Raw genomic sequence first — 7,063 nt, 5'->3', positions numbered from 1 at the left:
CGGTTGAAGCAGCTCACCAACTTCTACGCGGCGGTGCGCGGTCCGGACGGCCGCTGACACGTCAGGGGGACCACCGCCGCGTCCGGCGCACGCGGTGCCACTCCACCAGGGCGGGTCCGAACCTCTTCGTACGGCTGATCCAGTACGCCCCGTAGGCGCCGGGGAGCCCCAGCCTGCCCCGATAGGGAGCCAGGACCTTCTCGCGCCTCGGGAGCAGGAGCCTCCCGACCAGCCGCAGGCGGTCGCGCGGGTCGGGGATCGTCGCCACCCTGTCGATGGCGCGCACGCCGCCGGGATCGCGAGCGACTCGACCGCGGGAGGCGGCCGAGACGGTCGGCGTGAGCCCGAGTCGGGCGACGATCTCGTTGCCCCCGTCCGCGAGCCCCAGTCCCCTCGTGAAGGCCCAGGTGGCGCCGAGCGCCGAGGCGATCTCGGCCGCCTCGGCCCAGGTGTCGTGGTGGAGGCGCTCCACGGCTCGACGCAGGTCGGCCATCGCGGTGCCCTTCGCGACGCCGTGCTGGGCGGCGTGAAGGGCGACGATCACCGTGCGCGTGGGGATGTCCAGGGCCGTCACCGTCCCCGCGGCTAGGGCCAGGTCCTCGGTCCTGCGGCTGAGGATGTCCCAGGCGCGGCCGGGCTCGACCTCGATCCCGACGAAGGTCCGGTGCAGGTCGACGGGGATCCCGTCGGACGGGCGCACGAAGGTCGAGGCGTGGACGCTCCCCAGCGCCCGGTGTCCGCCCGGGTCATAGGACACGAACCCTTCTTCCTCGAGGAGGCCGATCACCTCGGGGAAGGCCTCCTGCCGGACGAGGAGGTCCATGTCGAGATAGGTCCGGCCCCCCTTCGGGTAGAGCCACCGGGCGATCGCCGGACCCTTCAGCAGGATGCTGCGGTGCCCGGCCGCCCGGATGCGCTCAACGAGTTGCACCGTCACCGCATCGACGGCCAGCGATCGGACGGCGGCCAGGCGTGGGTCGGGTTCGTGGGGGGCCACGGCGCGATTACACCAGACGTGGACGCCGCCAGATGGAGAGGCAGGATTGGGCTCCCCCGCGTCGAAAGGTTCGGGCAACTGGGGCCGGGTCGTGTGAGGGGGTGCGCTCACTCCTCCTCCGCGGTCCTCCCCGCCGATGCCCGCGGGAGGAGAAGATGAACCCTACGTCGCAGCTCCGTCGCTTCCGTCTCCGCCGTGCCCTCACGGTCACGCTCCTCGTCGTTCCGATGCTCTTCCCTGCCCTCCGCGCCTCGGCCGAGTTCGAGATCTCGGTGCTGATCGAGGACGGGGGCGACGGACACCTCAGCCGGGCGGAGATCCTGAGCGGCGTCTTCGTCTCCGGCACCGCCAACCCGAAGTACATGGTCGAGGTGGTGGTCGACGACACGGAGACGACCACCCCGCCGGTCATCCGCCGCATAGAGGCGCACGAGACGAACGGGACGTGGCGCACGGAGCGACTCGATCTCACGTCGTTCAAGGACGGCGAGGTGACCGCGAAGGCCCGCGAGATCGGCCTGGCGTCGCTCACCGTCCAGGCCACCCCGGACACGCCTCCCGTGACCGTCGAGGCGACCCCCGACCTCTCGGACGAGGTCTCCTACACCTCCATCAAGGACACGGTCATCCCGTCCACCACGCTCTCCGTGACGCAGGCCACGAACGGCTACTTCAACCGGTACGTCCAGGGGCTCATGCCGCGAGCATCGGGCAAGGCCTCGAAGCCGGGTGCCGACATCACGCTCACCGTCGAGCCCACCGGGGGCCTCCCGAGCGCCACCGTCGTCAAGGCCGACGCCGCCGGGTTCTGGAGCCACCGTCTGCCCCGCATCGACTCGTGGTCGGAGGGTCCGGTGCGGTTCACGGCCAAGGGATCCGACGCGGCGGGGAACCCGAGCCCGACGGAGACCCTCGTCGTGGTGAAGGACACGATCCGGCCCGGGCTCACCCTGTCGTTCACGAGCCCGAGCCCGATCGGCCCCACCGGCACCCGAACGGTCGCCCTCGGGGGCACCACGGAGCCGGGCTCCCGGGTGCACCTCTCGATCGACGACGCGAACCCGGCCACCGTGCCGGTCGAGGTGAGTTCGGCTCCCGCAGCCGCCAACGGGACATGGTCGGTCAGCGGGGTGGATGTCCGGACGCTGCACGACGGGACGCTCACGGCCACGGGCCGAGCGGTCGACCGCGCGGGCAACTCCTCGGACGACGCCGCGGCCACCATCCAGCGCGCGGCCGGAACCCCGCCCGCCCAGGTGGAGATCGAGTTCCTGTCGTCGGTGGCGCACCACTCCAACGCCGAGGACAGCAACGGGGGCCGGGCCCTGAGGCTCCTCGTGACCCTGGACCCCGCGATGCCAGACGCCGACTACCCGGTGACGGTGGTCGTCGACGACTCGGACCCGTCGACCCCCGCTGCCACGAGCACGAAGCTCCTCTCCCCCGAGTCCTCCCGCAACCTGAGGACCTTCGCCCTCGACGTGCGGGGGCTGAAGGAGGGCGCGGTCACGGCGATCGCCTACCTCGACGACGGACCCGCTCCCGGCGAGGGCAACCGCTCCCGCAGCGTGCCCGTCACCTCGAAGCTCGACCTCACCGCGCCGGCGACCGTGTGGAAGACGGCCAACCAGGCCAGCTTCTACAGCCGCAACTTCGCGGTCTACACCTACAACACGGTCGTGCTGGAGGGCTCTTCGAAGGACGACCCGGGGACGTCGAACCTGCAGTTCGTGGTCCTGAAGGGGACGCGCGCCGGCGGCGGGACCTTCACGCACGTCGCACCGCGCACGACGAGGGACGCCCCCGTGTCCGCGTGGAAGCTGTCCGGCATCGCATTCGACCCGGGCACCTGGACGGTCACCGCCCAGGCCCAGGACGAGGCCGGCAACCTCGAGCCGGTCTCCGCCGCCAACACGATCACGATCGTCGTCGGCTGACGGCCTCCCGGTACGTCCCAGAACGGGACGTACCGGGCTTCCCGTCCCCCCGGGGGAGGAAGGCACCCTCCGGCACCGAACCAGTCGGTGAGCGAGGAGGGCCGTCGCGCTGGCGCGGCCTCCCACAGGTTTCATTGAAGCTGGGAGACAGACGGAGCTATGTCTTCGACCTTGCGCGCGCGCGCCCCTGAACGGACGGCGCCCACGTCGTGGCCGGTGCTGTCCCAGGGATGGGCGCAGCCCGTCGCGAGGCGGCCCCGACGCGGCCGCAAGTCGCATCGGGTGCCGGTCCTGCCTCTCCTGCTGTCGGTCGCGCTCCTCCTCCTCGGCTTGGTGGGGCTCGCCGTGCGTCCGGTCATCGCGGCCGCGCGCGACGCGGACCGCGAGCTGCGGACGGCCCGGGCGGCCATGCTGGGGGGCGACCCGCAGCGCGCCCGGGACTCGTTCGCCTCCGCTCGCGACCGGTTCGCGGAGGCGGTCCGACTGACGGAAGGCGGCGCGCTCCGGACGGCGCGGGCGATCCCCCTCGTCGAACGGTGGACCGAGCCGGCCGCGCAGCTCGCCCAAGGTGGCGAGCTGGTCGCCTCGGCGGGACTCGGCCTCGTCGAGGCCTGGGAACTGATGGACCCCGACGAGAGCGGGTTCGACATCGCAGGTCTGCGGAAGGGGGTGGCGGGGCTCGAACCGGTCGAAGCCCTCCTCGCTCAGGCGGCTCAGACCGTCGAAGAGGCCCCGCCACCCCTCTCCGCCGTTACGGCTCGCTTCAACCACGAGGTTACCCGGCTAAGGGACCAGGTCCGGTCCGGACGCGAGGCGGCCGGGCTCCTGGCCGAGGCCCTGGCGGGCCGCAAGCGCTACTTCGTCGCGATGCAGACCCCGAGCGAGCTCAGGGGGACCGGTGGGCTCATCGGTGCGTACGGGATCGCCGAGGTGAACGACGGACGAATCGAGCTGGTCGACTTCGGACGCCCGGCCCGCGACCTGCCGAAGCCGAGCTCCCTGGGCCTGACCGTCCCGGACTGGTACTCCCGCCGCTACGACCGCTTCCAGGCGATGGACCTCTGGCAGAACATCAACATGACGCCGGACTTCCCCACGGCCGCGCGGATCGTGACGGACGCCGCACCCCGGATCCCGGGCGTCGGCCGCGTGGACGGCGTGATCTCCCTCGACCCGGTCGCGCTCGCGGCGCTCCTGCGGACGACCGGTCCGGTCCGGACCGAGGGGTGGCCCGAGCCCATCTCGCACCGCAACGTCGTGGCCGTGCTCGGCAACGAGTTCTACGCGCGCTACCCCGACTGGGACGAGCGCGCCGACCTCACCTCCGACATCAGCGAGGTGGCGCTGAAGCGCTTCTTCACCGGCGAGCGCCGGCTGTCCCGGGACGGGCTCGCCGCGCTGGGGGCCAGCGTGTCCGGCCGTCACTTCCAGTTCTTCTTCACCGACCCCGCCTTGCAGGGCAAGGTCGAGGAGATGGGCGCGAGCGGGAGCCTCGACGCCCCCGGGCTCCCCGTCTTCGGCGTCGTCGCGCAGAACGCCAGCGGCCACAAGGCCGATTACTACATGCGGCGCCTCGTGATCTACGACGTGGAGGTGCTGCCCGACGGACTGGTCTCCGTGCGGGTCAACGTGCGCCTGCACAACCGGGCGCCCCGCGAGGGACAGCCCGCCTACGTCATCGGTCCCTACAAGGGCTCGGGCGACGAGCCCGGGCTCAACCGCAGCTACCTGAGCATCTACGCTCCCCCGGGAGCGGAGATAGTCGAAGCGCGGACGGACACCGGCGCGACCGCCCTGGAGACGGGGACCGAGAAGGGCTTGAGCGTCTTCTCGACCTTCGTCGAGGTGCCGGCGGGCGGCTTCCGCAAGATCAGCGCGACGCTGCTCATCCCCGGACTCGTGACCGACGACGGGTCGGGCCCCCAACTCCGCGCCCGTATGCGTACGCAGCCGCTCATGTTCCCGGACCGCACCTTCGTGCGGCTGATCGGGAACGGGTGGGACGTGTCCGGGGTCGAGGGAGACCCGGCGCCGATCCGGGGCGATGTCTTCGGGCTCCTGTGGAGCTCGTCCGATGGAACTGATGTGGACGTGCGAGCGAACGTCGCACGCCGCTGAGAGAAAGGGAACGGCCATGTCGAACACACCGTCCAGCTGGGACCCGCAGGACATGCTGGTCGACGAGCAGGTGGACCTGCGGGAGTACATCCGGATCCTGAAGAGGCACTGGTGGATACTCCTGCTCACGCTCGTCGTGTCCCTGGGCGCGTCGATAGGGATGACGTCGCGCATGACGCCCGTCTACGAGGCGCGGGCCCGGCTCTTCGTCGGACAATCGGCGATCGACAGCGCGTCGCTCCCGTTCGCGACCCAGCTGACCCACACCTCCCTCGCCCTGGTGAAGTCCTACGCCGAGGCCATCAAGACCCGCCCGATAGCCGACGACGTGGCCGAGCGACTGGGCCTCACCGTCTTCCCCGACGAGCTTCTCGAGAACCTCTCGGCCACCCCGGTGGCGGACACGCAGATCATCCGCCTCACCTATCGCGACCCGGACCCCCGCCTGTCGGAACGGGTCGTGAACGCCTTCGCCACCTCCTTCGTCGAGACGATCGAGGCGGAGGCATCACGGTCGGGGAGCGCCCGCGGGGTGGAGCTGAGCGTGCTCGAGCCCGCCGTGCTGCCCACCGCTCCCGTCTCGCCGCAGCCCTTGCGCAACCACGCCCTGGCCACGGTCCTCGGGCTCATGCTCGGCGCGGGGATCATCCTGCTCGCCGCCCAGCTGGACCGCTCCGTGAAGGAGCGCAGCGACGCCGAGGACGCGACCGGGAGCCCGGTCCTGGGGATCGTCCCGCGGGTGAAGCCGAAGCGGGGCCAATCCGAGGAGGCCGCGTTCGGACCGGCCATCGAGGCCTACGGTTTGTTGAGGTCGAGCCTCCAGTACCTGAGCGTCGACGGCCGGATGAAGGTGCTGCTCGTCACGTCGGCGGCGAAGGGTGAGGGCAAGACGACGACGGCGATGAACCTGGCCCGCGCATGCGCGGCCGCCGGGAAGCGCACCGTGCTGGTCGGAGCCGACCTGCGGCGACCGAGCGGTCCGTTCGCGCGGCCGATGTCCGGCAACAACCTGACCGCCTACCTGACGGGTCACACCGGGCTGAAGGGCCTCGTCCGCCGGTCCGAGATCGCGAACCTGTACATGGTGGCGCCCGGACCCACCCCGATCCAGCCGGCCGAGCTGCTGGCTGGGGACCGCATGCGTGACCTGCTCGCCTCGCTGAAGCGCAAGGCCGATCTGGTCGTCATCGACTCTCCACCCCTGCTCGCAGTCTCCGACTCGGCGGCGGTCGCGTCGCTCGTGGACGGGGTCCTGCTCGTGGCCCGCGCCGGCAAGACGACGAAGGACTCCCTGCGCGAGACCGTGCGCGTCCTGCAGGCGGTGGGGGCCTCGGTCGTGGGGGTCGTCCTCAACGGTGCGTCGAGGTCGTCCTCGAGCGGCTACGGGTACGGGTACGGCTACGGGTACGGACCCACCCGCACCGCCCGGTACCCGGCCGAGGAGGCCCCGGCGGCGACGAACGGGAACGGACACCGTCCGCACGCGGTGCCCGGCACCGAACGGACGCGGTAGCGCCTCAGCGCTCCGCGGCCGCCTTGACCCGGTCCAGGGTCTGCCGCATGCCGTCGACCAGCCGGTCGCCGGAGTCGCCGAAGACGAGCATGCCGAAACGGGACAGGAGGACCTCGTTGAGAACCTGGAACGACTCGGTCACCCGCGTCCCGTCTCCCGCGGGCTCGAACCGGTAGGTCCACCGGGTCACGGGGGTGCGGCCGTTCCAGGGCTGGGTGGTATGGAACGAGAAGACGCGGCCCGGCTCCGCCTCCTCCACCTTGCCGATCGTCACCCACCAGATCGGACCGCGGCGGTTGAAGCCAGCGAAGCGGGCGCCCGGCGCGGGCCCGTTCGCGCCCCCCAGCCAGACGCAGCGGCGGCACTCAGGGCTCCACTCCCCCATGCGGGTCACGTCGGACACGAGGGCCCAGACGCGCTCGGGGGGAGCCGCGATGTCCACGCTGACCTCGCCCGAGGCGCCGGTGCGGGTGAGCCGCTTCATGCAGACATCCTAGG

Annotated in this window: 5 protein-coding genes; 3 read left to right on the top strand and 2 right to left on the bottom strand. The window is 71.5% G+C overall.

Annotated elements, in window-relative coordinates; translation table 11 throughout:
- Nucleotides 1-61: 61 nt before the first annotated feature.
- Nucleotides 62-997: a nucleotidyltransferase family protein gene (locus VM840_00795; GenBank protein ID HVL80112.1), complete on the bottom strand. Its 936-nt coding sequence runs from the start codon at nt 995-997 to the stop codon at nt 62-64.
- A gap of 155 nt (nt 998-1,152) precedes the next feature.
- Here VM840_00795 and VM840_00790 point away from each other — a divergent pair, with 155 nt between their 5' ends.
- The 3 genes from VM840_00790 (at nt 1,153) to VM840_00780 (ending at nt 6,565) form a co-directional block, all read left to right on the top strand.
- Nucleotides 1,153-2,934, top strand: coding sequence for a hypothetical protein (locus VM840_00790; GenBank protein HVL80111.1), 1,782 nt, complete (start codon nt 1,153-1,155; stop codon nt 2,932-2,934).
- Nucleotides 2,935-3,216: 282 nt separating this feature from the next.
- Nucleotides 3,217-5,052, top strand: coding sequence for a DUF4012 domain-containing protein (locus tag VM840_00785; GenBank protein HVL80110.1), 1,836 nt, complete (start codon nt 3,217-3,219; stop codon nt 5,050-5,052).
- 16 nt (nt 5,053-5,068) lie between these two features.
- Nucleotides 5,069-6,565: a polysaccharide biosynthesis tyrosine autokinase gene (locus tag VM840_00780; protein HVL80109.1), complete on the top strand. Its 1,497-nt coding sequence runs from the start codon at nt 5,069-5,071 to the stop codon at nt 6,563-6,565.
- A gap of 4 nt (nt 6,566-6,569) precedes the next feature.
- Here VM840_00780 and VM840_00775 read toward each other — a convergent pair whose 3' ends face one another.
- A complete protein-coding gene (locus VM840_00775) occupies nt 6,570-7,049 on the bottom strand; it encodes an SRPBCC family protein (protein ID HVL80108.1) in 480 nt (159 codons plus the stop codon).
- Nucleotides 7,050-7,063 lie beyond the last annotated feature (14 nt).

The organism is Actinomycetota bacterium, assembly GCA_035540895.1.
Taxonomy (GTDB): domain Bacteria; phylum Actinomycetota; class JAICYB01; order JAICYB01; family JAICYB01; genus DATLFR01.
Note: the sequence above shows the minus strand (reverse complement) of the source record. Positions and strands in the feature narration are given on the sequence as shown.

Coding starts and splice junctions, on each gene's coding strand:
- VM840_00775 (HVL80108.1), bottom strand. CDS start 7,049: ATGAAGCGGCTCACCCGCACCGGCGCCTCGGGCGAGGTCAGCGTGGAC.
- VM840_00790 (HVL80111.1), top strand. CDS start 1,153: ATGAACCCTACGTCGCAGCTCCGTCGCTTCCGTCTCCGCCGTGCCCTC.
- VM840_00780 (HVL80109.1), top strand. CDS start 5,069: ATGTCGAACACACCGTCCAGCTGGGACCCGCAGGACATGCTGGTCGAC.